Here is an 817-nt window from a genome sequence, read left to right on the forward strand (position 1 = left end):
GCCCTCAACCGCGCGATGCCTGCCGGTCAGATCGAGGCGTTCACCGCGAATTCGGCCGCGGCGAGCAAGGTCGTCGAGGACAGGGGCGCCGATCGCAAGGTGACCGGCGACCCGCGCCCGGCGGTGACGAACTACATCGCGTTTCGCCGACTCACCGACGACACCTATCCGTCACTCGCCGTCCTGGTCCGCGAAATCAGCGACCAGGTCACCCAGTACGGATCGCTGGCCAAATTCCCGGCCGAGACCGTCCGCAACACGCGCAACGACATGTATCTGGTGTCGGAAGCGCTCCGCCTGCTCATGAAGAGCAGCGACAACGGGCTGAGCGATGCCGATGTTGCGACGCTCAACCGCTACAAGGGCTCGCTCGATGCCGCCACCAAATTCATCCCGTCCTGGGTGAAGATCGCGGTCGCCATCGCGCTCGGCCTCGGCACCATGGTCGGCTGGAAACGGATCGTCGTGACGGTCGGTGAAAAAATCGGCAAGACCCACCTGACCTACGCGCAAGGGGCTTGCGCCGAGATCACGGCGGCCGCGACCATCGCTGCGGCGGACGGATACGGCTTGCCGGTGTCGACGACGCACGTGCTGTCGTCCGGCATCGCGGGCACCATGACCGCGAACGGGTCAGGCCTGCAATGGTCGACGATCCGCAACATCGCGATGGCCTGGGTTCTGACGTTGCCGGTGGCGATGCTGATCTCGGGCATTCTCTACTTCGTTTTCGCGCATTTGTTTTAGCAGTACCGCAGAAAGGGATTTCGAGTGGCAGATGCAAGCTTCAGCCTTCTGACGGGCAACAGTATCGAAA

General features: G+C 63.3%; 1 protein-coding gene. It reads left to right on the forward strand.

All coding sequences use genetic code 11. The annotated features are described in order from the left end of the window. The coding region (locus NS334_RS17170) for an inorganic phosphate transporter (protein WP_193753172.1) at nt 1-747 on the forward strand (747 nt) is incomplete at its 5' end. Nucleotides 748-817: the final 70 nt, after the last annotated feature.

Source organism: Sphingomonas endophytica, from assembly GCF_001476895.1.
Taxonomy (GTDB): domain Bacteria; phylum Pseudomonadota; class Alphaproteobacteria; order Sphingomonadales; family Sphingomonadaceae; genus Sphingomonas; species Sphingomonas endophytica_A.